The 23,794-nt window shown below is 66.3% G+C and carries 16 protein-coding genes; 8 read left to right on the forward strand and 8 right to left on the reverse strand.

The features are described from left to right. Entirely contained in the window at positions 1-1,131 is a 1,131-nt protein-coding gene (locus tag ABC319_RS11350) for an NADH:flavin oxidoreductase (RefSeq protein WP_413070330.1), read from the forward strand. Between the two features lie 448 nt (positions 1,132-1,579). On the opposite strand, the gene ABC319_RS11355 is transcribed toward ABC319_RS11350, so the two are convergent. After that, the gene (locus ABC319_RS11355; protein ID WP_413070331.1) at positions 1,580-2,848 is read right to left on the reverse strand and encodes an MFS transporter; all 1,269 of its coding nucleotides are present in this window, start codon (positions 2,846-2,848) and stop codon (positions 1,580-1,582) included. Between the two features lie 107 nt (positions 2,849-2,955). Further along, positions 2,956-4,122 carry a mannonate dehydratase gene (uxuA, locus tag ABC319_RS11360; protein WP_413070332.1) on the reverse strand — a complete coding sequence of 389 codons (1,167 nt, stop codon included), beginning with the start codon at positions 4,120-4,122 and terminating at the stop codon, positions 2,956-2,958. A 451-nt stretch (positions 4,123-4,573) separates the two neighbouring features. Between uxuA and uxaC the strand changes: the two genes are divergently transcribed. Continuing rightward, positions 4,574-5,986, forward strand: coding sequence for a glucuronate isomerase (gene uxaC, locus ABC319_RS11365; protein WP_413070333.1), 1,413 nt, complete (start codon positions 4,574-4,576; stop codon positions 5,984-5,986). Beyond that, on the forward strand, positions 5,983-7,359 hold the full coding sequence (locus tag ABC319_RS11370; protein WP_413070334.1) for a mannitol dehydrogenase family protein: 1,377 nt from the start codon (positions 5,983-5,985) through the stop codon (positions 7,357-7,359). Before uxaC ends, ABC319_RS11370 begins: the two co-directional genes overlap by 4 nt. A 155-nt stretch (positions 7,360-7,514) precedes the next feature. Here the strand turns inward: ABC319_RS11370 and ABC319_RS11375 are convergent, their stop codons facing one another. Genes ABC319_RS11375 through ABC319_RS11395 form a run of 5 tightly spaced genes read right to left on the reverse strand, consistent with a single transcriptional unit; the run spans position 7,515 to position 13,501 of the window. Then, positions 7,515-8,663, reverse strand: coding sequence for a Gfo/Idh/MocA family protein (locus ABC319_RS11375; protein WP_413070335.1), 1,149 nt, complete (start codon positions 8,661-8,663; stop codon positions 7,515-7,517). Positions 8,664-8,667: 4 nt separating this feature from the next. Next, the gene (locus tag ABC319_RS11380) at positions 8,668-9,960 is read right to left on the reverse strand and encodes a Gfo/Idh/MocA family protein (protein ID WP_413070336.1); all 1,293 of its coding nucleotides are present in this window, start codon (positions 9,958-9,960) and stop codon (positions 8,668-8,670) included. 1 nt (position 9,961) lies between these two features. Next, complete coding sequence (locus tag ABC319_RS11385; RefSeq protein ID WP_413070337.1) at positions 9,962-10,813, reverse strand: FAD:protein FMN transferase; 852 nt, start codon at positions 10,811-10,813, stop codon at positions 9,962-9,964. A 2-nt stretch (positions 10,814-10,815) separates the two neighbouring features. Further along, complete coding sequence (locus tag ABC319_RS11390; RefSeq protein WP_413070338.1) at positions 10,816-12,129, reverse strand: Gfo/Idh/MocA family protein; 1,314 nt, start codon at positions 12,127-12,129, stop codon at positions 10,816-10,818. Positions 12,130-12,142: 13 nt separating this feature from the next. Then, entirely contained in the window at positions 12,143-13,501 is a 1,359-nt protein-coding gene (locus ABC319_RS11395) for a 3-keto-disaccharide hydrolase (protein WP_413070339.1), read from the reverse strand. Between the two features lie 227 nt (positions 13,502-13,728). Here ABC319_RS11395 and ABC319_RS11400 point away from each other — a divergent pair, with 227 nt between their 5' ends. After that, the gene (locus ABC319_RS11400) at positions 13,729-14,472 is read left to right on the forward strand and encodes a FadR/GntR family transcriptional regulator (protein WP_413070340.1); all 744 of its coding nucleotides are present in this window, start codon (positions 13,729-13,731) and stop codon (positions 14,470-14,472) included. A 270-nt stretch (positions 14,473-14,742) separates the two neighbouring features. Further along, the gene (locus tag ABC319_RS11405; RefSeq protein ID WP_413070341.1) at positions 14,743-17,808 is read left to right on the forward strand and encodes a TonB-dependent receptor; all 3,066 of its coding nucleotides are present in this window, start codon (positions 14,743-14,745) and stop codon (positions 17,806-17,808) included. Between the two features lie 287 nt (positions 17,809-18,095). Here ABC319_RS11405 and ABC319_RS11410 read toward each other — a convergent pair whose 3' ends face one another. Beyond that, positions 18,096-19,415, reverse strand: a complete 1,320-nt coding sequence (locus ABC319_RS11410; protein ID WP_413070342.1) for an erythromycin esterase family protein — start codon at positions 19,413-19,415, stop codon at positions 18,096-18,098. 177 nt (positions 19,416-19,592) lie between these two features. Between ABC319_RS11410 and ABC319_RS11415 the strand changes: the two genes are divergently transcribed. The 3 genes from ABC319_RS11415 (at position 19,593) to ABC319_RS11425 (ending at position 23,739) form a co-directional block, all read left to right on the forward strand. Beyond that, complete coding sequence (locus ABC319_RS11415; RefSeq protein WP_413070343.1) at positions 19,593-19,991, forward strand: VOC family protein; 399 nt, start codon at positions 19,593-19,595, stop codon at positions 19,989-19,991. 256 nt (positions 19,992-20,247) lie between these two features. Then, on the forward strand, positions 20,248-21,279 hold the full coding sequence (locus tag ABC319_RS11420; RefSeq protein ID WP_413070344.1) for a glycoside hydrolase family 43 protein: 1,032 nt from the start codon (positions 20,248-20,250) through the stop codon (positions 21,277-21,279). A gap of 192 nt (positions 21,280-21,471) precedes the next feature. Continuing rightward, entirely contained in the window at positions 21,472-23,739 is a 2,268-nt protein-coding gene (locus ABC319_RS11425; RefSeq protein WP_413070345.1) for a DUF5703 domain-containing protein, read from the forward strand. Positions 23,740-23,794 lie beyond the last annotated feature (55 nt).

Here is a 23,794-nt window from a genome sequence, read left to right on the forward strand (position 1 = left end):
ATGGACGTCGTCGCAACGACGGAAGGGCGCGCCGCAGCGGCGCGTTTCTTCGATCCCCTGACGATCGGCGGGCTTGCGATCCGCAACCGCCTCGCGGTCGCGCCGATGACCCGCGTCAGTGCCACGGATACGGGACACGCAACCGGTCGCATGGCCGATTATTACGCCGCATTCGCCGACGGCGGATTCGGCCTGATCATCACCGAGGGCCTGTATCCGGACGAGATCTGGTCGCAGGGCTACCTGCACCAACCCGGGCTGGCGGATGACACGCAGGGCGACTCCTGGAGGCCGATCGTCGAGCGGGTCCATGCGGCAGGCGCACGCTTCATCGCCCAGCTCATGCACGCCGGCGCCATTTCGCAAGGCAATCGCTTTCGCACCGACACCCGCGGCCCCTCAGCGATCCGACCGGCGGGTCAGCAGATGCCCTTCTATCGTGGATCGGGGGAGTATCCGGTTCCGGTCGAGATGACCCCGGCCGAGATCGAAGAGGCAGTCGCGGGCTTCGCATCGGCAGCGATCCGGGCGCGCGAGGCGGGGTTCGACGGGGTCGAACTGCACGGCGCCAATGGCTATCTGCTCGACCAGTTTCTGACGGAGGGCGTGAACCAGCGCACCGACGCTTATGGCGGCGACGCCACAGGGAGGCTGAGACTCACGGTCGAGACGGCGCACGCGGTGCGCGCGGCGGTCGGGCCGGACTTCATTGTCGGCGTCCGCAGTTCGCAGGGCAAGGTCAACGACTTCGTACACAAATGGCGTGGGGAGGATGAAGCAGCGGCCATATACGACCTGCTCGGGCAGCTCCCCATCGACTATCTTCACACCACCGAGTTCGAAGCATGGCAGCCCGCCTTCCGCGACGGCTCCAGCCTTGCCGCGCTTGCTAAGCGGCATAGCCGCCTGCCGGTGCTGGCAAACGGATCTCTTCATGATCCGGCACGCGCGACCGAGCTACTCTTGGAACATGGGGTCGACATGGTCACGCTGGGGCGTGGCGCCTTGACGCATGCCGATTGGCCGCGACGGGTGGCAGCGGGGGCTCAACTCGACGACTTCGACCGGCGCATCCTCGCACCGCTGGCCGATCTCGCGAACGCGGATCGCTTCCATCAAGCCCGAGACTAGCGCGTCCTCAAAGGACTCGGGCCGGGCATCGCCATGAAGCGGTTCAACGGCGAAGCATGTCCATCACCAGGGTGTCGGCCCGACAGATACTCGAACGCGCATCCACGTGTGCCCTTCATGAGCATGACCGAGGTGGGATCTGGCGATCCCGGCGCTAGTCTCGTGCAGCGCATGAAAGGGCAAGGTATCATGTTTCCTCAAGTTCATGAGGGAGGTGCGACACTACAGCGAGGCCTGCAATCGCTCCTGTTGCAGCTCCCGGTGGCCTTTGTCCTCGCGAAGACACACCTGACCTTCACCTGCTAAGGCGACGAGTTGAATAGTGAAACGGACTGGCCCGCGTTCTCCGGCGGGACATGTGGCTGCCCACCGTACCCGGCTTACCGGTTGTTGCATCGGCCCGACAGTGCCGTGACGGAAACAGCAAGTCAGCACGCCGTCCTGATGATCACGCGGCATGGCCCTGCGCATCCATCAGACCGCGCGACGCCACAGGTTCGCCGATCCGCGGCAGGATGAGGTGGATGAGCGCGAGCGCGATCAGATAGGCGCTGCTTGCCCATAGCAGGACCGGCCAATACGAGCCGATCGTATCCAGCACGTGCCCGACATACTTGGCCATGATCATGCCGCCTACCGCGCCTGCGGCGCCGCCGATCCCCATGACCGACGCGACCGACCGGCGCGGCACGCTGTCGGATACCATCGCGTAGAGGTTGGACGACCAGCCCTGGTGCGCCGCGGCGGCAAGCCCGAGGATGGCCACTGCCATCCACAGGTTCGCCGCGCCTGCCGCGGCGAAGACCGGCACGACGCACAGCGCACAGATCAGCAACGCAGTCTTCCGGGCGGCGTTGACGCCCCAGCCCCGCTTCATCAGCGCCGAGGAGAGCCAGCCGCCGCCGATGCTGCCGGCGTCCGCGAGCAGGTAGATGACGATCAGCGGCGGGCCGAAGGTCTTCAGATCGAGGTCGTATTGTTTCGACAGCAGATCGGGCAGCCAGAAAAGGAACAGGTACCAGACCGGATCGGTCAGGAACTTGGCGACCGCAAACGCCAGCGTCGATCGCTGCCGGAACAGGGCGCGCCACGGCACATGCGGCTGGAGCTCGACCGTGGCATCGGCGTCGATATAGGCCCGCTCCGACGCAGATACCCGCGGGTGGTTCGCGGGCGCGCGATAGAAGACTAGCCACGCCGCGAGCCATGCGAAGCCGAGCAGGCCGGTAACGATGAACGCCGCCTCCCACCCGAAATAGATGGTGAGGAGCGGCACCACGATCGGGGTCGCCAGCGCGCCGACGTTCGCGCCGGCATTGAGGATGCCCGCCGCCAGTGCGCGCTCTTGTCGTGGAAACCATTCCGAGACGGTCTTGATCGCAGCGGGAAAGTTTGCCGACTCACCGAGACCGAGCAGGAACCGCGCGCCCGAGAAGCCGAACGGAGTACGCACGAACGCGTGGAGTACGGAAGCGAAGCTCCACAACGCGATCGCGGCGGCATAGCCCAGTCGCGAGCCGAGCCGGTCGATCAGCGGCCCGCATGCGAGCAGCCCTATCGCATACGCCGCCTGGAACCAGAAGACGATCGTACCATAGTCGCTTTCGGTCCAGCCCAGTTCGCCCTGCAACGTCGGCTTCAGGATGCCGATGATCTGTCGATCGATATAGTTGATCGTGGTCGCGAGGAACAGCAATGCGCAGATGATCCATCGCACATTGCTTTCTGGCCGGATTGCCGTCGCGGTCCTGGCCGGCGCCGCCCCTGAACTGTTCCGCGTCGCCATGCCGCTCCCCTTTTCCTTATGTCGTTCTCGTGCCCTGGTCAGGCGAGAGCGTACGCGATTCCGTGTTCCAGCCCGCGCAGCTCGGCCAGCCCGCGCATCCGGCCCAGCAGCGAATACCCGGGATTGGTGCGCCGGCCGAGATCGTCCAGCATCTGGTGTCCGTGATCGGGGCGCATCGGAATCGAGCGTCCGCTGACGCGCTGCAACCGGTGAAGCGCGGCGACGATTGCCGCCATGCCTGCATCGCCCTCTAGATGCGCGGCCTCGTGGAACGAGCCGTCAGGTTCGTGCGCCACCGATCGCAGGTGGACGAAGCCGATGCGATCGCCGAAGCGCTCGACGATCCCCGGCAGGTCGTTGTCGCGCCGCGCGCCGAACGAGCCGCTGCAGAAGCACAGCCCGTTCGACGGGTTCGGCACGCGCGCGAACAGCGCGGCGACATCCGCCTCGGTGCTGACCACGCGTGGCAGTCCGAAGATCGGGAAGGGCGGATCGTCGGGGTGGACGACCAGTCGCAGGCCGAGCTCGTCGGCGACCGGGCAGACCGCCTCCAGGAACACCGCGTGATGCTCGCGTAGCCGCGCCTCGTCCACATCGGCGTAGCCGTTGATGGCCTCGAGCAGCCCGGCGGAGGTGAAGCTCTCCTCGCTGCCCGGCAGCCCCGCGATCACGGTCTGCTCCAGCGCTTGCCGCGCGTCGTCGTGCATCGCGGCGAACCGTCTTTCGGCCGCGGCCTGCACCGCCGCGTCGTAATCATCCGCCGCGCCGCCGCGCCGGAGGATGTGGATGTCGTACACTGCCAGCGCGAGCGGCTCGAACCGGAGCGCCAGCGCGCCATCCGGCATCGGCCAGGCGAGATCGGTCCGCGTCCAGTCGAGCAGCGGCATGAAGTTGTACGTCACCACTTCGACCCCGCCAGTCGCAAGATTGCCGAGGCTTTCGCGATAGTGATCGATATAACGGTCGCGGTCGGCGGTGCCGAGCTTGATCGCCTCGTGCACCGGCAGGCTCTCGACTACCGTCCAGCCCAGCCCGGCCGCCTCGATCTCGGCGCGGCGGGCGCCGATCGCCGCCGCGCTCCAGACGGCACCGTTGGGCACCTCGTGCAATGCGGTGACGACCTCGGTCGCGCCCGCCTGACGGATGTCGCGCAGCGATACCGGATCGCGTGGACCGAACCAGCGCATGGTTTGCGTCATCAACATCGTACCGGCTTCCCACCCCGTCTTTCTCTCTCGAACGGTCGGCACTATGATTGCCGAAATGTCGCCACGCGGGCGCCCCGTCCGTCGATCGATCGTACACACTGGTCAGGCCACACACAAGCTATTGCCTGACATACCACCCACTCCCGCATGGCGTTCGGCTATATCGCTCTCGCCACCTTTGTCGACGGTGCCACTTCCAAACCGCCTGCGCATGTCGGCGGTCGAGCGGCTCGTCGTAGTCTCAACCGGAAACAGCATGACACGACCGGCCTGCGAACAGCGCGACGCGGCTCGGCGCCCGACGCCGGACCGCTGTCAACTACCCATGTCAGCATCGCTACCGCTACTGGTCAGGCCGCTTTCCTGCTGCTAACCAGTCAAGCAGGGAGAGTTCAATGCGCAATCGACTGTCCAGTCACGACTGAACGCGGTTGCGGGAGATTGTTATATGACTCGGCCACTTCGGCTCCACCCCGACCGGCTGTTCGCCAGCGATGCCCGGCAGCGCGATATCGCGCGCGCGCTCTATCGTGAGATCGGCGATCTGCCGATCATCAGCCCGCACGGTCACACCGATCCCGCCTGGTTCGCCACGAACGAGCGGTGGACCGACGCGACAAGTCTGCTGCTGCAACCCGACCATTATGTTTTCAGAATGCTTTACTCGCAGGGTTGCGACCTCGACGCGCTGGCGATCCCGTCGCGCGCCGGCTTGCCCGCGACCGACCCGCGCGCGGCATGGCGGCTGTTCGCCGAGCATTACCATCTCTTCCGTGGCACGCCGTCGCAGCTGTGGCTCGACCACGTCTTCGCGGAGGTGATCGGGATCGACGTCGTGCTCGATGGTAGCACCGCCGATCATTATTACGATGCGATCGGAGATGCACTCGCCAGCGACGCCTTCCGTCCGAGGGCGCTGTTCGAGCGGTTCCGCATCGACTTCCTCGCCACCACCGAGGGTGCCCATGACGACCTTCGCCATCACCGCGCCATTCGCGATTCGGGTTGGTCGGGCCGCGTGGTGACCACCTACCGTCCCGACGGCGTGATCGACGTGGAGCACGAGGCGTTCGGCGAGGCGCTGACCCGGTTCGCCGAATTGACCGGTGAGGACGTCTACGGCTGGTCGGGCTATCTCGCCGCGCATCGGGCGCGCCGTGCCACCTTCCGCGCGATGGGGGCGACCGCGACCGACCACGGCCACGCCTCACCGGCAACCGCGAACTTGTCGACGGCAGAGTGCGAGGTGCTGTTCGCGCGGATCATCGGTGGCAGCTGGACCCCCGCCGACGCCGAGTTGTTTCGCGCGCAGATGCTGACTGAGATGGCACGGATGAGCGTCGAGGACGGCATGGTCATGCAGATCCATCCGGGCAGCTACCGCAACCACAATGGACGCCTGTTCGCCAGCCACGGCCGCGACAAAGGCGCCGACATCCCGGTCCAGGCAGAATTCGTCCGCTCGCTCAAGCCGATGCTCGACGTCGTCGGCAACGAGCGCGACCTGACGATCATTCTCTTCACGCTCGACGAGGACAGCTACACGCGCGAACTGGCACCGCTCGCGGGCCACTATCCCTGCCTGCGGCTCGGCCCGGCGTGGTGGTTCCACGATAGCCCGGAGGGGATGCGTCGGTACCGCGAGATGACGACCGAAACCGCGGGCTTCTACAACACCGTCGGCTTCAACGACGACACCCGCGCCTTTCTCTCGATCCCGGCGCGCCACGACGTCGCGCGCCGCATCGATTGCGCCTATCTCGCGCGACTGGTGGCGGAGCATCGTCTTGCCGACTGGGAAGCGGCGGAACTGGCGCACGAGCTTACCAGCGGCCTCGTCCGCCGCGCGTACCGGGTATGAGGCTCTCGGACGAAACATCCGGGCATCTGCCCGCCCACGTGGCGCGGCCGGGATATGATCGGACGGCGCAGCGGCGCGGCATCGTCCATCTCGGGATCGGCGCCTTCACCCGCGCGCACCAAGCGGTCCACACCGATGCGGCGATGGCGGCGGGCGATCGGGACTGGGCGATCACCGGCGTCTCGCTGCGCTCGGCAGGGGTCGCCGAGGCGCTGGTGCCGCAGGACGGGCTCTACACCGTCACCGGGCGGAGAGACGCGGGCGCCCGGGTGCAGCTCGTCGGCGCGGTGCGCGAGCTGCTCGTCGCGCCGCGTGATCCGGCTGCGGTCATCGCGGCGCTGGCCGATCCGGCGACCCGCATTGTGACGCTGACCGTAACCGAGAAGGGCTATTGCCTCGCGCCGGACCGCTCGCTTGATCTGGCCGCGGTGCGCGCAGCCGATCCCGGCATCTACCATTATCTCGCACAGGGAATGGCGGCGCGCCGTGCGGCCGGGCTGCCCGGCTTCACGCTGGTATCGTGCGACAATCTCGCGGGCAACGGCGAGCGGTTGGGACAGGCGCTTGCTGAGTGGCTCGACGCGACCGACCCGGCGCTCGCCCGCTGGTGCGCGACCGAATGCGCCTTCCCCTCCACGATGGTGGATCGAATTGTCCCCGCCGCGACCGCCGCCGTGCTCGATGACGCCGACGCTCGGCTGGGGATGCGCGACGAAGGGGCGCTGATCACCGAGCCCTTTCACCAGTGGGTGATCGAAGACCGGTTTGCCGGTCCGCGCCCCCGCTGGGAAGCGGGCGGTGCGCAGATCGTCACCGACGTCCGCCCGTTCGAGACGGCGAAGCTGCGGATGCTCAACGGCGCACACTCCGCTCTCGCCTATCTCGGGCTCGCGGCGGGATACGCGCACGTTCACGAGGCGATCGGCGATCCGACGATCCGACGGACGGTGGAGCGGCTGATGCGGGAGGAGGCAGCGCCGACGGTCGATCGCGCACCCGATCAGGATCTCGACGCCTATGCCGGCGCGCTGCTCGGGCGGTTCGCCAACGCCGCGCTGCCCCACCGGCTGGCGCAGATCGCGACCGATGGATCGCAGAAGATCGGACCGCGATGGCTGGAACCGCTCCGGATCAATCTCGCGGCAGGGCGACGCTCGCCCGCAACGCTTGCCGCGCTGGCGGCGTGGCTGCGGTTCGTGCGCGCTGATGCGCATCGCGTCGACGACCCGATGGCCGACGCGCTGGCGCGTTGCTGGACGATCGCAGGCACGCAAGGGGTGGTCGACGCGATCCTCGGCCCGCGCGGGATCCTCCCCGCAGGCGCCGCGATCGACGATACCGATCGCGCTGCGCTCACCCGACTGCTTCGATAGGAATGGCACCGATCGCCGCCGACGGTGCGGGTTGCGCAGGCTTGTTCCGCTGGCCTGCACACACTGCGGCGGACCCGGTGATGGATCTCGCCGTCGGGAGGTACGCGGGACGGCCAGGGACTCGCTAGCGCCCTGACACCCGCCGGCAGTCGGAGTCAGGCACGGGTGGCCTTCGCGGTGGCGGTCAGCACCAACTCGGCCGCGAGCAGCGCGCCTTCCTGATCCTGCGCGACCGACGTTCGTTCGACGATGTCGGTGATGAATTGCGGCCCGAACGGCAGCGGCACCTTCGAACAGTCGAGATAGCGGGCGCCCTTCCGGTCGGCGATGAACAGGTGGTTGCCCCCGGGCCGCCCGGCGATGTCGACGTACTTGCGCAGCTCGATATAACCCTCGGTGCCGAGAATGAAGAGACGACCGTCGCCCCAGGTGGGCAGCCCGTCGGGGGTGAACCAGTCGACCCTGATATAGCCCGCTCCGCCGTCGCCATGCAGCATCACGTCGCCGAAATCCTGGAATTTCGGATGCTTGGGATTGCCGAAATTGCTGACCTGCGAGGCCAGTACCTGCGCGCGCTTGCTGCCGGTCAGGTAGACGAACTGGTCCGCCTGATGGCTGCCGACGTCGGTCAGGATGCCGCCGTTCAGCGCCGGGTCCCAGAACCACGCCGGGCGGTTGGGCGCGGAGAGGCGGTGGGGGGCGAGATTGATCGTCTGGATGACCCGCCCGATCGCCCCTTCGTGAACGAGCTGCCCGGCCATTACGGCGGCGGGCACCTCCAGCCGCTCCGAGTACATGATACCGAACTTGCGCCCGGTCGCCTTGATCGCGGCGCGCACCTCGGCGAGTTGCTTCAGCGTGACGACCGCCGCCTTGTCGCTGAGATAGTCCTTGCCCGCCCGCATCACCTTGATGCCGAGCGGGGCGCGCAAAGCAGGGATGGCGGCGCTGCACACCAGCTTGATCCGCGCATCCTCGACGATCTCGTCTTCGGACCGCGCCAGCCGGACGCCGGGATAGCGCCGCTGGAAGGCGGCGACCTGCTTCGGATCGGCCGCGTAGAAGGCGGTGAGGACACCACCGCCACGGATCATCGCATCGGTGATCGCATAGATGTGGCTGTGGTCGAGCCCGATGACGCCGAACGGCAGCCGGTACTTCGCCTCGGGCACAGGACGCGCCGGCGCGGCCTCCGTCGGCGCATCGCCGCGGGCGGCGGATTGCGCGAGCGCCTCCCCCGCCAGTCCGGAGAGGCCCGTGGCGAGCGCAAGGCCGATCAGGTCGCGGCGGCTGGTATCGGTCACGTCTCTACTCCCCGGACATTTGGACGGCGACCAGGTCGGTCGGCCATTTCATCGCCTCGCCACGGTCCATCGCCTGCTCGCCCAGGAGCGAGGCGACGCTGGCGTAATAGGCCTGCGCGAGCAGCCCCGGCAGCGGCCTTCCCGCACGCACCGCCTCGCCGAACCCCTCGAACTGGAGCATCGTCTCGTCATATTCGCTCCAGCCTAGCGACTCGCCCGGCGTCGTGACCGGCAGTTCGGGAAACCAGGTCGCGCCTCCGATCGGCACGGTGCGCTTGTGCCCGCGCGCGATGTCCTGATGCATTCGCTGTAGCTGCAGCTGCTTGGGCGGCACTTCCTGGTAGATCCGGCCGAGTTCGGGCTCGATCGTACCCTTGCTCCCCTGGATCTGCTCCTCGCAGCCATAGCGTGCGTTGTTGAGGAGCGAGGTGTAGATCACCTTCCGGCCGCCGCTGAACTCATAAACGAGCGCGACATGGTCGTAGACCTCACGACCGTCCTTCCAGAAGCAGATGCTGCCCGAACCCATCACCCGCGTCGGCACGCCGCCCAGAAACCAGTTGGCGACCTGGAGCTGGTGGGTGGCGAGTTCGGTCATCAGTCCGGCCGAGCGGTCGCGATAGAGGCGCCAGTTGATCTGCCGGTCGGTCGCATCGGCGGGCACGACGCGGCGCCAGCGATTGTTGCGGTGCCAGCTGGCGCGAATCTGGGTGATGGTGCCGATCTCGCCAGCCTTGGCGCGCTTCAGCGCGTTCAGATAGGTCGGATGGAACATCCGCTGGTGGCCGATCTGGAGTACCTTGCCATGCCGCTGCGCGTTCGCGATCATCGCCCCGCAATCGGCAATGGTCCGTGCCATCGCCTTCTCGCACCAGACGTGCAGCCCGGCGTCGAACCCATCCGCGGCGTGGCGTGCGTGAAGGTCGAGCGGAGTGGCGATGACGAGCGCGTCGAACCCGCCCGCCTCGATCATCCGGCGATGATCGGCGAAGGCCGGAACGCCCGCGCCGGCGATGTCGCGAGCCTTGGCGAGATTGGGCGCATAATCGTCGCACACCGCGGCGACGGTGCAGTTGCGCGTCTTCTGGATGTTGCGGATCAGCGTGCGACCGCGATCACCGGTGCCGACCACCGCCAGCCGCACCCGGTCGCCCGGTTTGGGAGCCGGCAAGGCGAGCGTCGCCGCCGCCGCTTCCGCCGCCCAGGGCGCCGCTGCGGCTATCCCCGCCCCTGCAGTCACGCTCAGCATCCGGTCGAGGAACAGTCGCCGCGACCACTCGAACTTCTGATCGGTCATCCTACGCACACATCCTTGTCGGTCGCGCCGGCGAGGCGGCACCAAGTTCGAAACGGAAACGCCCGTTAGGCGCCGTATGCAAGAGGCGGCGGGCACGCACCGGGTCGGCGGCCATCAGCGCGGTGCTCGCCATCTCGGCGGCGGCGCCCGTTGGCGCGATTGCGACGGTACAGCGCGGCGCGATAACGGCGTGCGCGTCGTGCGGCCGAATGGTGGCGGCGCGCTCGGGCGCCAGCGTGCCGGCACCGACGCTGGCCGAGACCGACAGCGCCTCGTCGTGCAACTCCACCTCCACCAGCTGCTCGCGCTCCATCAGCGGATGCGGTATCGCGAACGGCCATCCGCCGCCCAGCGGATGCGCACCGACCACGACGATCGAACTCTCGCCCGCGCTCAGCAGCGCGGAGCCGACCCCGCCCGCGCGCAGCAGCGTCGCCGCTCGGTCGAGCGCGAACCCCTTGCCCATGCCGCCGAAATCCAGCGCCAGCGGGGCCTCGGCGCAAATGCGTCGCATCTCGCGGTCGAATGTCACCCAGCGCCAGCTGCCGCCGCGGCGCGCATCGGCGGCGACGTCGAACAGCTCGAGCGTCGCGGCATGCCCCTCATCGACCAGCACCAGCGCATCGAACAACAGCGGATCGTCGATCGCCGCGGGCTCTCCCGCCATCAGTGCCTCGTTGAGCGCGGTGGTCGGCGACGGACGGTGGATCGTCAGCGCGTCGTCCACCGCCTCGACCGCGCGGCGGGCGGCGGCGAGGAGATCGGCCTGTTCCGGGAGGCTCCCGAACGCGTGCAGCTCCACCCGCGTGCCCATGGCGGCGAACCGCTCGACCGTGCCGACTCCCGACGCCATTGTCAGACCTTGATTTCCCAGCCGGGCTGATAGGCCACCGACCAGAGCTTCATCGCCTCTGCGCTTGACGGCCGGCCGCTCGCCGGATCGATCGTCAGCGCCGCGCCGGTGCGGTACGCCATGTTGCCCAGGTGACAGATCGTGGTGCTGACATGTCCCTCCGCGATCGGCGAATTCAGCTTGGTTGCCTTGCCGCGGATCACGTCGACCATGTTGCCGGCGTGATAGACGTCGAGAATACCCTCGCCAACCGTGCCCGTCGTCTCCGATGCGGCGGCGGCCTTCACGGCGCCGCGCTGCTTGCCGTCGAGGTCGTACAGTTCGTACCCGTTGCGATCGACCACTGCCGACCCTTTGGTCCCGAGCAGCAGCACGCCGCGCCCCCGGCCGTAGCGCGCCATGCCGTTGCCGCTCTGCCCGTTCCAGGTGATCGTCCGTTTGCCGTCATAGCCGAGCGTCAGGTCCATGGTATCGTACATGTCCCAATCGTCGTCGTTGAAGAACTGACGCGAGCCGCGCGCGACGACGCTTTGCGGATAGGCGAGCCCCATCAACCAGCGGGCCACGTCGATCTCGTGCATGCCGTTGTTGCAGATCTCGCCGGTGCCGTACTGCCATACCCAGTGCCAGTTGTAGGGTACGAGGTTCGACCGATACGCGCTTCGAGGGCGCGGCCCCTGCCACATGTCCCAGTCGAGCGTTGCCGGTGGCGCCACCTGCCGGCCGTGGCCGATCGTTTTGCGCGCGTTGGCGTACCAGGTCTGCGCCTCGTAGACGTCGCCCAACTCGCCAGCTTTCACCAGTTCGCCGAGCTGACGCGTCTCGGGGCTCGATCGCTGCTGGTTGCCGATCTGAAGCTGGCGCCCGGTACGCTTCTGCACTGCGATCATCGCCTCACCCTCGGCCGGCGAGATCCCGACCGGCTTCTCGCAATAGACGTGGCGACCGGCGTTCATCGCATCGGTCGCGATCTTGACGTGGCTGAAGTCGGGGGTCGCAACGGTCACGATGTCGACATTGCGGTTTGCGATCAGCCGGCGATAGTCGCTCTCGGTCGCGGGCGTCGCGAGCCCACGCGCGGCGAAAGCCCCGGCGCGCTTCGCCAGCACCGCCGAGTCGCAATCGACGATGTGGCTGACCGCGACGTTGGGCAGCTTCGAAAAGGCAGCGATATGCGCCTGCCCTCGCCCGTTCACCCCGACCACCGCAACGTTGAGGCGATCGTTGGCGCCCTTGATCCGGGCATAGCTCTTTGCGCTCATGGCGGCGCCAAGCGTGACGCCGGCTCCCTTCAGCACGGTACGACGGTCCATCATCGACCTGATCTCCTCAGAAACTACGCAGCTTGATCGAGCGGAAATCGACTTTGTCGCCGTGATCCTGCAGCAGGATCGGGCTCGCCGCCCAGCTGCCGAAGCCGGGCACCCGGGCGAACTTGCTCTGCGCTACTGCCGCGGCGAAGGCGGAGGCGCCGCGATCGAACTCGACCAGCTTGAAGCCGTTGAGCCAGTGTTCGACATGGTTGCCGCGTACTACCACTGCCGCCCGGTTCCACTCGCCCGGCGGGTTGATCCGCTTGCCCGGGCTGGCGGGATCGAGCAGGTTCGCGGGCGGGATCAGGTCGTAGAGCGCGGCCAGCGTGCGGTTGCCGTCGCGCCCCATCTTGGCATCGGGGTGACGCGCATCGTCGAGGAGCTGATACTCCAGCCCGACCCCTGAACCGTCCGGTGCGATCCGGTACTTGATGCCACTGTTTGCAGCCTCGCTCAGCCGGAAGTCGACCGAGAGTTCGAAATCGCGGTAGGATGCGGCCGTCACCAGATCGCCGCCGCCGCCGGTAACGGACAACATTCCATTCGCCATCGACCAGCCCGCAGCCGGGAAACTGCCGCCCTTCAGGCTCCGCCAGCCGGTACCCGTGCGCCCATCCCAGAGCAGCGTCCAGCCGGCGCGCCGCTCGCCGGGCGCCAGCCGATTCATAAGATAGCCCTGCTGCTCCAGCCCCGTATCCGGCAGCGCGAACCGACCCGGCCGATCGGTAATGATGCGGACCTTGCGGAACCGCACCTCGGGATGCCGGGCCGCGTCGGCATCGGGAATGGCGTGGACCTGGAACGCGATGAAGCCTTGCGCATCGGTGTCGTCGACGGTGTCGGTCGCGGGCACGCCGTTGATCCAGGTGCGCAGCCGGTTGCCGATCGCCTCGATCCGATAATGATTCCAGTCGGCCGGACGATAAGTGTCGCGCGCCGCCTTGTTCCGGCCGAGCGAGTAGAGCCACTGGCGACGTTGCTCGTCGTACATGCCGCCACTCCACCGCCGCGGCGATGGATCGATCTCCGCCTGGTATCCATGGACGACGCCATCGCGATAGTCCGGCCTGCTCTGCCCGCGGACCATTACGCCCGAATTCAGGAGCGGATCGGTCTTCGCGTCGAATTCCATGATATAGTCGCCGAACCGCTGGTCCGAGACGAGCCAGCTGTTGGCCTTGCCCGGCATGGCTCGGCCGATCAGCTCGCCGCCGACTACCTCGTATTGTGCCTTGCCCCCGGTCGAGTGCCAGCCGGCAAGCCCGGTGGGTGGCGTGAGGTCCCGCCATGGCGCAGCCGTTGCCGCGATCGCCGGCAGAGCGCCGAGTTGAGTCGCCCCCGCACCGATCAGGCCGGCCAGCGCGGCAGCGCACATTATCCGGCGCCGTCTTGAAGTTCGGGATTGTGCCAATTCCGTCTCCTGCCGTCCACGCGCGCCGATCGTTGCCGGCGCATCCTTGTCGGAATGGATATCGGTTGGTCGGACCACATGCAAGAGATTGTCAGGCATTTTTCAACGGGATACTTGACGTGGCGCCGCAAACGGAAAATCCGTAAAAGCGTGGCACGCCGCGCGGCAACGAATAACTGGATAAGCACTTCATGTCGGATCAAGGTGGCGGCAAGCTGTACCGCCGGATCGTGCAGGCCATCGTCGCGGACATCGCCGGGGGCGTGTTCCCGATCGGATCGCGGCTTCCGGCCGAGCGGGATCTTACCGAGCGGTTCGGCGTCAGCCGTCCCACGATCCGCGAGGCGATGATCGCGCTGGAGATGCAGGGGCTGGTAGAGGCGCGCAAGGGATCGGGCGTGTTCGTCCTGGCGACATCGAGCGCGTCGGAGAACGACGAATTCGATATCGGCGCGTTCGAGATCACCGAGGCACGCCGGCTGATCGAGGGTGAGGTGGCGGCGGTAGCGGCGACGGAGATAGACGAGGTGTGCCTCGCCCGACTGCGCGGGCTGCTCGACGATATGGCGCTGGACGACGATGCCGCGGCCGAGGCGGCAGACCGCAGTTTCCACATCTCGATCGCGGAGGCGACCGGCAACGCCGTGCTGATCGGCGCCGTCACCGATGCGTGGGACATGCGGTTCCGCTCGCCACTCGCGCGCCAGACGCTCTCGAAGGCCGGCAGCCTGGGAACGAAGGAGCGAATGGAAGAGCATGGTCGCATTCTCCGCGCACTGGAAGCGCACGATCCGGTGGAGGCGCGCGCAGCGATGCGCGACCATCTGACACGGGTCATCGATCATCTGTTGCACGTCGACGAGGCGGAGGCGGTCGAGAGGGTTCGCGCGGAGACAGCGCAGCGTCGCCGCGCCTTCGCCCGTCGGGCGGTTTGACCCGTCGGGCCAATTTGGCCGAACAACTATCGCGCGGGCTCCGACGGTTTCCAGACGGGCGCTGATCGCCTGCGACCGACGGTCACGAGGACAAAGAAGCAACCGAGAGATGGCATCTACCGTAAACACCATCCGGTGTTGCCCGACCACTTCAAGGCTTATTGTCATATAGCTTTGGCAGTGATACGCCATCCATCCTGAGAGAGCCGACATCGTCGGCCGGCCTGTACCGTTCAAGATCGGACGGATGGGCAAACAGGGGGAGAGGGCATGAAGCTGACCGCGTCCGACAAGTATCGACTGCTTGTGTCGACCAGCATCGCCGGGATCGCACTGGCGACCACCGCGCAGGCGCAGACCGTCGCCGCACCGGAACGCCGCTCCGACGAGGTCTCGGCACAGGTGCCCGCCCCCGCAGCCGGAACCGACCAGACCGGGGTCCCCGCCGACGTACCGCAAAAACGCACCGAGGACTCGCAGGAGGCCGACATCGTCGTCACCGGCTTCCGCGCGTCGCTCAACAGCGCGCTCGCGGTGAAGCGCAACGAGACAGCGGCAGTCGACAGCATCGTGGCGGAGGACATCGGTAAGTTTCCCGATTCCAACCTGGCCGAATCGATGCAGCGCATCCCCGGCGTAGCGCTGTCGCGCGGCGATGGTGGCGAGGGCCGCAACATCTCGGTTCGTGGACTTGGCGCGCAGTTCACCCGCGTGCGGATCAATGGCATGGAAGGCGTCAGCCAGGTCAGCGGCACCGACATTCGCGGCGGCGTCGCCACCGGGCGCTCGTTCGACTTCGTGACCTTCCCCACCGAAATCTTCTCGGCGCTGTCGGTCCGCAAGACGACCTCGGCCGACGTGGAGGAAGGCTCGCTCGGCGCCACCGTCGACCTGCGCGCGCCCAAGCCGTTCGACCAGAAGAGCGACCTCGTCATCTCCGCGACCGCGCGCGGCATCTACAACGATATTCGCAAGGACGTGGATCCGCGCCTGTCGGCGTTGGTGTCCAAGAAGCTGGGCGACAGCTTCGGCATCCTCGGCAGTGTCGCCTATTCCAAGCGGCGCATCGACGAGTTCGCCTATTCGGCGGTCGATGTGGTGCCGACGACCGTCTACGGCCTCGCCCAGCCGGCCGGCCGGCCCAATGCCGGGATCATCTTTCCCTTCTGCACCCCTGTCGGGTACACCTATCGCGGCGCGGCGACGAACAGTCCGATCGCCGGCTACACCCAGCCGAACGGGGTCGCGATCGGCGCCGACGCCAATAATTGCAGCACCAACAATCCGCGCACCGGCAACGCAGCAGCCTATGATTACATCATGAGCCGCACCGGGGTGAACGGGCGGCCGGGCGGCGGCGTCTACCTCCCCCGCCTGCCGCGGCCGGTGAAGAGCAGCCAGACGCAGGATCGCCTCGCCGGCACGCTGACGCTTCAGTGGAAGCCGTCCGACGCCACCGATGTGTCACTGGACGGGCTCTATTCGCGATTCAAGGTCGACCGGCTAGACACCTATTTCGACGCGCGCTCCTTCGGTCGCGCGATCTCGAACAACGGTCAGCCGCTGACTTCGGTGCGCGAGATCGAGGTCGACGACAACGGCTCGCTGATCCACGGCCTGTTCGACGGGGTCGATCTGCGTTCGGAGATGCAGGACGAGCGGTTCACCTCCACCTTCAAACAGGCGAACTTCAACATCGACCACCGGTTCTCCGACACGTTCCGCGTATACGGACTGGCGGGAATCAATGAATCGCTCCTCGACGTTAACCGGCTGCAGGTGGCGATCGATTCGAACGACACCCGCAACTGGGCGATCGACTTTCGCGACAACCGCGATATCCCCAAGATCACCTACGGCATCGACACGACCAACCCCAGCCTGTTCCAATACGGACCGCCGCTGGCCAATGGCGACCAGCGCGGCCAGCTGTCGAACTTCATTCGCCGCAACCGCATCACCAGCAAGACCTTCGAGCTGAACGGTGAGTGGGAGGCAGCGCACAACTTCACCCTCCAGGTCGGCGGCCAGTACCGCACCAACAAGTACACCGCACGAGAGCGGCAGCTCGCGACGAACACCCCGCTGGCGCTGCCGGCGGGCGTGTCGCTGGCGGACATCACCTTCGTGACCGGCGGTATCTCCAAGAACCTCGACGGCCAGCTCCAGGATTTCATTTCGGTCGATCCGGACAAGTTCCGCTCGGCGGCGGACCTCGACAGCTACGTCTATTGCAGTCTCGAATGTGCCAAGGGCACCTATGGCGGCGTCTACGAGAAGTACGGCTCGGGCTACTTCCTCGTAAAGTTCAACACGGAGGACGTGCTACCGTTCAAACTCCGCGGCGACGCGGGTGTCCGCTACGTCCACACCAACCTCGACACCTATGGTCCGATCACCACCGCCAATCCGGCAGGGTCTCTCTACTCGTCGCGCTTCGTGATCTCGAACGTGGGTCGCAGCTACGACGACTGGCTGCCGTCGGTGAACCTGGCGCTGGACATCACGCCGGACCTCATCTTGCGCGCTGCGGCGGCGCGGGTGATGTCGCGTCCGTCGTATGGCCAGCTGATCCCCGCCGGGTCCGCCAATCTGGTGATCCAGACCGCCAGCTTCTCGAACCCGTTCCTCGATCCGATCCGCGCCAACACCTTCGACGCCTCGCTCGAATGGTATTTCGCACCCGGTTCGCTGCTGTCGGTTGCCTATTTCCACAAGAATATCGAGACCTACATCCAGACGACCAGCCAGCAGGTCGCGTTCCAGGACATCGGCCTGCCGCTGACGCTGCTCAACGGTACGCAGCTGCGCCCGACCGACCTTTTCACCGTCCAACGCAGCAACAACACGCCCGGCGGCCCGCTCAACGGGTTCGAGGTGAACGTGCAGCTGCCGTTCCGCTTCCTGCCGGGAGTGCTCAGCAATTTCGGCGCGCTCGCCAACTTCACGCGCGTCCGGTCGAACATCAACTACATCATCTCGTCCTCGCTCTCACGGACCGCGCCGCTGGTCGGGCTGTCGCCGGAAACGGCGAGCGGCACCCTCTACTATGAGGACAAGAAGTTCAGCATCCGCTCGACGCTCAACTACCGGGCAGGCTTCCTGACCGCGGTACCCAGCGGCTCGGTCGACGCCGACTCGAGCGCCAACGCGAGCTCGATCTTCGTCGATGCCTCCGCCTCGTACAACCTCAACGAACATATCAAGCTGATCGCCGAGGTATCGAACATCACCAACGAGACCAACCGGCTGACGGTCGACTCGATACGACAGGATCCACTGTACACCGCGTATTTCGGCCGGACCTTTGCCCTCGCGGTAAATTTTCAGTTTTGAGCTGAAGAACCAAGCGGATCACGATTCAACCTTCCGCAAGGTGCTATCACCGCGCGATGGCAGGTCTTCGAAGCTGGCAGCCCAGCTCGCGAGGACCTGCCATTGCGTCAACGCAGGAGCAGCCGGCAAGACGGATTGGTTTATCGGCAGACCGCGTTCCTCGATGGCGGTTCCGTTGATCTCCTCCGGCTGTAGCGCCCGTATTCAGGACCCGGGTGGAGTTGCGGGCACTGGCCACCGATGCTGCGGCGACATGGTCCGAAACCACACGAGGATATCGAAACCGGTCATGAGAGGACTGGATTCCTCGGCAACATTCCCCTTCTGGAATTTGGCAGGATCGACGATCCATCCCACGCTGCCGTTCCACAGCGGCTGCGCGAGCCATCGCCGCGCATCCGATCTGCCCCGGTCGCGGCAGCGTCGAACCACCACACATCGCCGGGCAAGGCGGCGAGGACGCGCCCGGTCGAGTGCGGACTATTGTTGTCGAGCGGTATCGCAACGTCGTGCTGCTTGCCCACGAGCTGCTTCAGGTCGATGTTCGTGCCGCGCGTCGCGGTGACCGTCGCTCGGGTGTAGGTGAACCCCAGCGTTCGATACGCGACACCCAGCCGTCGCCGCACCTCCACGCCGAGGCCGGTCGCGCCGAGCTTGATCCACTCCGCCGTATAGGTGTGCATCACATGATCGTCGTGCGCCCAAAGGACGGCGCGGCGCCCATCGCCAAGCCGTTCCAGCAGATTGTCAGCCATGAAACGATCCCGGCGTGACCAGTATTCACCCGAATGGTCCTTCAGGTCGGCGCCTTTCACGTCCAGTTCGAAGATGCGAACGTTCTGCCATACCAGCCGGGCAGCATAGGCGGCCTCCGAATAATCCGGATCTGCCCGCCAGTCGGTGGCATGGGCGGCAAAGGTATCGCGGAGCTCTGCCGCTGCGGCCAGCACCCGCGCAACGTCGGCCGTCCCGTGCTCGGCGATCCAGTCCGAAGGGCGGATCCGCGGCGCGCCGGGTGCCGGCAGCATCGTGCCGAACGACTGCCGCAAGCGCTGCGCGGTTGCCGGATCATGGCGGGCCAACACCCCCAGCGCGAAGTTGGCGTCGACGGCACCGTCCTGGTCGTCGATCGCGATGACGCCGATCATCGCGTCGGGGTGCGCCAGGTTCCAGGCTCGCAACCACAGCAACACGGCCGCGAACTCGTCATTCTTGAAGATCTTGAATGCGGAGGGCGACAGGATCAGCGCGGCCGGATCGCCGGCACCCTCCCGCACGAAGCGGTCGAAGCCAACGCCGACGATGCGGTTCGCCTCGATCGCGAGCGTGTCGACGGCCCCTGCCTTCACCAGCTCGCGAAAGAGCAGCGCTTTGAAGGCAACGTCCTCATGCGTGCCATGCGTCACCTCACCAAGTCCTATGACCCGGGCGCCTGCGAGCCTCGACACCATGGGCGCCATGTCGGTGGCAGTGGGCTCGGCCGCGGCAAGGCGGTGACCCGAACGCTCCAGAAAACGCGCCGCCGCGGTCTCCTCAGGGCCGAGTTCCGCAACCGCCGGTGCCGGGAGCGCCAGAGCGAGCGCGCCTGACAACAGCCATCTGCTCATCTCGCTATCCCCCCGAGTCGCTGCTGCCCTAACATCCGCTCGCGGGAGCCCGGGCGCAAGAAGCCGGACGCGATTCGCATCCATGGCGATCAGCTTCCGGGGTGACCGGCCGTCGGTTTCGGCTATGGCAGGCAGTCGGCGGCCTTGCCGGGCCGATCAGCCTTCAGGAGATGATACGTGCTGTTCCACACCATGGTCGGGTCGAACGACATCGAGCGGTCGAAGCGCTTCTACGATCAGGTGCTCGGCGTGCTTGGCGTGGGCGAGGCAACGCTGAACATAGCGGACAGCGGCCATACGCGCCTCTTCTACCGCAGCGGGAAGGGGACCAACTTCATCGTCTCCCAGCCCATCAACGATGAACCGGCCACCGTGGCGAACGGCAGTACTGTCGCCTTCTCGTGCGACTCGCCCGAACAGGTGAAGCGGTTTCACGACGTCGCCGTCGCTGCCGGCGGTACCTCGATCGAAGCGGCGCCTGGACCGCGCAAGTCGGCATCGCTGGGCGTGATCGAACTGGCCTATGTTCGGGATCCGGATGGTAACAAGCTCTGCGGGATCCATTTCCCCAGGTGACCTACGGCGCCTTGCCCCTGCTACGCGATCTCTATTGCGGCACTGTGCGAGGGAGGATGCATCAGGTCCATCCATCCGTGCTTGGTGCTCGACCCGGTCGGTAACACATTCGACGAACGCCGACACTGACCTGCCGGATGGCCGAACAGATGGCCCGAACGCCTGTGTCGTATCGGCGAGCTGCCAATTGCAAAGACGATAATTGTCGTGCGATCGTCTCATCGCACTCGGGCAGGGCGATTGGCAGGCTTTCCCTATGATATTCGATCGTCGTGCGCGCGTCGTCGCGACCACCCTCGCCCTTGTTCTGGTCGGAGCGGCCAACTCGGATGTCAGGCCGCGCAATCCAATCGTTGCCGGGTGGTATGCCGATCCTGAGATCCGTCGGTTCGATGGGCGATACTGGATTTACCCGACGGTCTCGGAAGCACCTGTCGACGCCCCGACGCCGACGCTGAACGAGGCCCAGCGCAGGATGCGTGCCGCACCCGACATCCGGCCTGCCTTTCTCACCCAGACATATCTCGACGCCTTCTCATCGACGGATCTCGTTCATTGGACCAAACATCCGCGCGTCCTCGACACGACCGGGGTGCGCTGGGCGGCCTACGCCATCTGGGCACCGTCGGTGATCCGGGCTAACGGGCGCTTCTATCTGTTCTTCGGCGCGAATGACGTTCACGAGGGTGAAACCGGCGGGATCGGTGTCGCCGTTTCGAGCACGCCACAGGGACCGTTCCGCGACCTGATCGGCAGGCCGCTGATCGGCGGCATCCACAATGGTGCGCAGCCGATCGACCAGTTCGCGTTTCGCGACGATGATGGCCAGCTCTACCTCTATTATGGCGGCTGGGGACACCTCAACGTCGTGCGGCTCGCGCCGGATCTGAAGAGCCTCCGCGCCTATCCGGATGGAACCATCTATCGCGAGATCACGCCGCCGGGTTATGTCGAGGGGTCGTTCGTCGTGAAGCGGAACGGGACCTATTATCTGATGTGGTCCGAAGGTGGCTGGACCGGGCCGGACTACCGCGTTGCCTACGCCACCGGGCCGACCGCGCTGGGTCCCTTCACCAAGAAGGGTACGATCCTCGCGCAGGACGAGCGCGTGGCCCGCGGTGCGGGGCATCACTCGGTCATAAAGGAGCCGGGGCGCGACAGATGGTGGATCGTCTATCACCGCCGGCCGCTGAACGAGACCAAGGGCGATCATCGGATGCTGGCGATCGATCGTCTGCACTTCAACAAGGACGGGACGATCCAGCCGGTGGTGATGACAGGACGGTGAGACGGGGTACTCGCATCGGGGCGATCCGTTTTACATCCTTGCTTTGCCCATCAGGAGCAGCAACACTGCACCATGGATGAGGCAAAGCGGGCGACGCTCGCGGGTCTGACGGCGACCGCCGTCTCGGCGGCAGCACCACCCGGCCGGTGCGGGAAACGACGACACCCCGACATTGATGCGCTCGACCGCCGCATGGCTGCCTATGACCCGGTCTGGCGCAGCCCCAGCCGGAATGCAGGCGGGTCGATGCCGTGCGGGGCTGGAGATATCGGGCTGAACGTCTGGGTCGAAGGCGAAGAACTCCTGTTCTACGTCGCCCGCAGCGGTGCGTTCGACGAGACCAACAGCTATCTGAAACTCGGTCGCATGCGGCTGCGCTTCGACCCATCGCCGTTCGGCGAGGGAACCTCGTTCGAGCAGCGCCTGCGCCTCGTCGATGGTGAGATCGTGGTTACCTGCGGCGACCTTACCGTCGCCATCTGGGCCGATGTCGAAACGCCGATCGTCCATGTCGCGGTCGGCAGCATCGTGCCGGTCGCGATCACCGCCAGTTGGGAAAGCTGGCGAACCCGTGACCGCGATTATGTCCCCGCCGAGATGTCGATGCATCGCTCCTACGACGGCGCACCCGTCACTCCGCGCCAGTACGCGGACGAGGTCGGCTTCGCCGAGGGCGGGGTCCTCAGCCGGCATCACAATCGGGACGCCGGCGTCTTCGACCTGCTCGTCGCGCAGCAGGGGCTGACCGGCGTGAAGAAGGGATTGTGGAACCCCCTCGCCGGGCTCGGTTTCGGCGCGTTGATGCGCGGCGACGACTTCGCACCTGCCGGCACGGTCGAGGGCCGTTACGCCAGCACCGATTTCACCGGCTGGAGACTTGCGAGCCGTCGCCCCCGACGGAGACATGCTCTCCGCCTGTATTGCCATGTCGCCCGGACCGGCTCCCGCGACGACTGGCTCGCGGGCCTGCGGCGGCTGGTCGCCTCTGCTCCGGGAGCAGCAGCGTCGCGCCGTCGCAGCCGTCGCTGGTGGCGGGCCTTCTGGAGCCGCAGCTGGATTGCGATCGAGCCGGGCGATCCGCGACCGGACAGCCAGCGATGGCGGATCGGCCGCAACTACCAGCTGTTCCGCCACCAGCTCGGCACCAACGCGGCCGGCCTGTGGCCGACCAAGTTCAACGGCGGCAATTTCACTGTCGATCCGGAGTTCACCAAGGCGGAGCTGCGCCTTTCACCCGATTATCGCGCATGGGGCGGTGGCGAGTTTACCGCCCAGAACCAGCGACTGGTCTATTGGCCGATGCTGAAGAGCGGCGATGCCGACATCATGCAACCACAGCTGGACTTCTATCGTCGCCTGCGCCGCACGGCGGAGTTGAGGACGGAAGTCTATTGGGGGCACAAGGGCGCCTGCTTCGTCGAACAGATCGAGAATTTCGGTCTGTGCTGCGGCCAGGAATGGGGCTGGGAACGCACCTGGAACAAGCCGGCGGCACGGCTGCCGGGTGTCGAGGACAGTGCCTTCGTCGATTACCTCTGGGACACCGTCCTAGAATTCTGCCTGATGATGCTCGATGTCGGTCGGTTTGCCGGCCGTGACGTATCCGGCGATCTGGTCTTCATCGACAGCTGCCTAACCTTCTTCGACGAGCATTATCGCCGTGAACACGCGCGCATCGCCGGGTCCGAGCTCGATGTGGATGGCAAGCTGGTGCTGTATCCCGGAACCGCCTGCGAGACGTACAAGAATACGCTGAACTCGACCGTGACGATCGCGGGCCTGGACGCGGTGCTGGCTGCGCTGCTCGCACTGCCCGATCGGCTGCTCGGCCCCGCGCTCCGCTCGCGTTACACCGCGATGCGAGCGACCTTGCCACCCTTCCCGATCCGCCGGCTGGCCGGCCGCCGCGTCATCTCGCCCGCGGCGCTATGGGACCGCATCCAGAACGTCGAGATCCCGCAACTCTACCCGGTTTTCCCCTACCACCAATACGGCGTCGGCCTGCCGGATCTGCAGATTGCGATCGACACATGGCATCACGGAGTCGACACCCCGATCCAGAAGGATTTCAAGAGCTGGCATCAGGACGCGATCTTCTGCGCGCGTCTCGGCCTGACCGACGAAGCCGCCAGGCTCATCGCCCTGAAGCTCGAAGATTCAGCCCAACGCTACCCGACTTTCTGGGGCCCCGGCCACGACTGGACTCCCGACCATAATTGGGGCGGATCGGGCATGATCGGCTTGCAGGAAATGCTGATGCAGACGCCCGGCGATGCGATCCACCTATTCCCCGCCTGGCCGCGCGAGTGGGACGTCGACTTCCGCCTGCACGCTCCCCACCGAACGCGCGTCGATGCGACACTGCGCGCCGGCGAGCTGGTCGCGTTGTCGGTCGAGCCACCCGCCGCCCGATCGAGGATCATACTGCCGAAATGGATGGACGACACCCGGGCAGGATGACCCGGCAACGGACATCCCGAGCCGCTCCATCGCTCCCCGGCTTCGGAACCGACCC

Origin of the sequence: Sphingomonas phoenicis, assembly GCF_047238005.1 — a bacterium.
Classification (GTDB): Bacteria; Pseudomonadota; Alphaproteobacteria; order Sphingomonadales; family Sphingomonadaceae; genus Sphingomonas.

Bases quoted from the DNA above. Each gene is read 5' to 3' on its own strand.
- ABC319_RS11370 (WP_413070334.1), top strand. From the start codon at position 5,983: ATGAGGCTCTCGGACGAAACATCCGGGCATCTGCCCGCCCACGTGGCG.
- ABC319_RS11405 (WP_413070341.1), top strand. From the start codon at position 14,743: ATGAAGCTGACCGCGTCCGACAAGTATCGACTGCTTGTGTCGACCAGC.
- ABC319_RS11350 (WP_413070330.1), top strand. From the start codon at position 1: ATGGACGTCGTCGCAACGACGGAAGGGCGCGCCGCAGCGGCGCGTTTC.
- ABC319_RS11400 (WP_413070340.1), top strand. From the start codon at position 13,729: ATGTCGGATCAAGGTGGCGGCAAGCTGTACCGCCGGATCGTGCAGGCC.
- ABC319_RS11410 (WP_413070342.1), bottom strand. From the start codon at position 19,415: ATGAGCAGATGGCTGTTGTCAGGCGCGCTCGCTCTGGCGCTCCCGGCA.
- ABC319_RS11425 (WP_413070345.1), top strand. From the start codon at position 21,472: ATGGCTGCCTATGACCCGGTCTGGCGCAGCCCCAGCCGGAATGCAGGC.
- ABC319_RS11380 (WP_413070336.1), bottom strand. From the start codon at position 9,960: ATGACCGATCAGAAGTTCGAGTGGTCGCGGCGACTGTTCCTCGACCGG.
- ABC319_RS11385 (WP_413070337.1), bottom strand. From the start codon at position 10,813: ATGGCGTCGGGAGTCGGCACGGTCGAGCGGTTCGCCGCCATGGGCACG.
- ABC319_RS11390 (WP_413070338.1), bottom strand. From the start codon at position 12,129: ATGATGGACCGTCGTACCGTGCTGAAGGGAGCCGGCGTCACGCTTGGC.
- ABC319_RS11395 (WP_413070339.1), bottom strand. From the start codon at position 13,501: ATGTGCGCTGCCGCGCTGGCCGGCCTGATCGGTGCGGGGGCGACTCAA.
- uxaC (WP_413070333.1), top strand. From the start codon at position 4,574: ATGACTCGGCCACTTCGGCTCCACCCCGACCGGCTGTTCGCCAGCGAT.
- uxuA (WP_413070332.1), bottom strand. From the start codon at position 4,122: ATGTTGATGACGCAAACCATGCGCTGGTTCGGTCCACGCGATCCGGTA.
- ABC319_RS11420 (WP_413070344.1), top strand. From the start codon at position 20,248: ATGATATTCGATCGTCGTGCGCGCGTCGTCGCGACCACCCTCGCCCTT.